General features: G+C 46.4%; 1 protein-coding gene. It reads right to left on the reverse strand.

The features are described from left to right. Positions 1-33: 33 nt before the first annotated feature. Positions 34-201, reverse strand: coding sequence for a hypothetical protein (locus FS628_RS31755; RefSeq protein ID WP_186328068.1), 168 nt, complete (start codon positions 199-201; stop codon positions 34-36). Positions 202-248 lie beyond the last annotated feature (47 nt).

Genomic DNA, 248 nt, shown 5'->3' on the forward strand with positions numbered 1-248 from the left:
CGTTCCCCTAGCTATCCTTCCTCCCGTAATATATTACTTCATTTTCCCCGGAAACCACTCCAAACAACTTCCTAACACACCATACCACACCGTAAATACTATACTCCTTCTCCCCCTCTTCCTCCCATCCCTCCTCTCCCGTATTCTATTATCCCAGTTCAACCTACCTCCACCACCTTCCTCAAATCCTCCACTTCTCATCCATCACCTCCTAACTTCCCTACCCTTCCCTTATATTATTTACCACT

The sequence above is a fragment of the Paenibacillus xylanexedens genome (assembly GCF_007676705.1).
Taxonomy (GTDB): Bacteria; Bacillota; Bacilli; order Paenibacillales; family Paenibacillaceae; genus Paenibacillus; species Paenibacillus xylanexedens_C.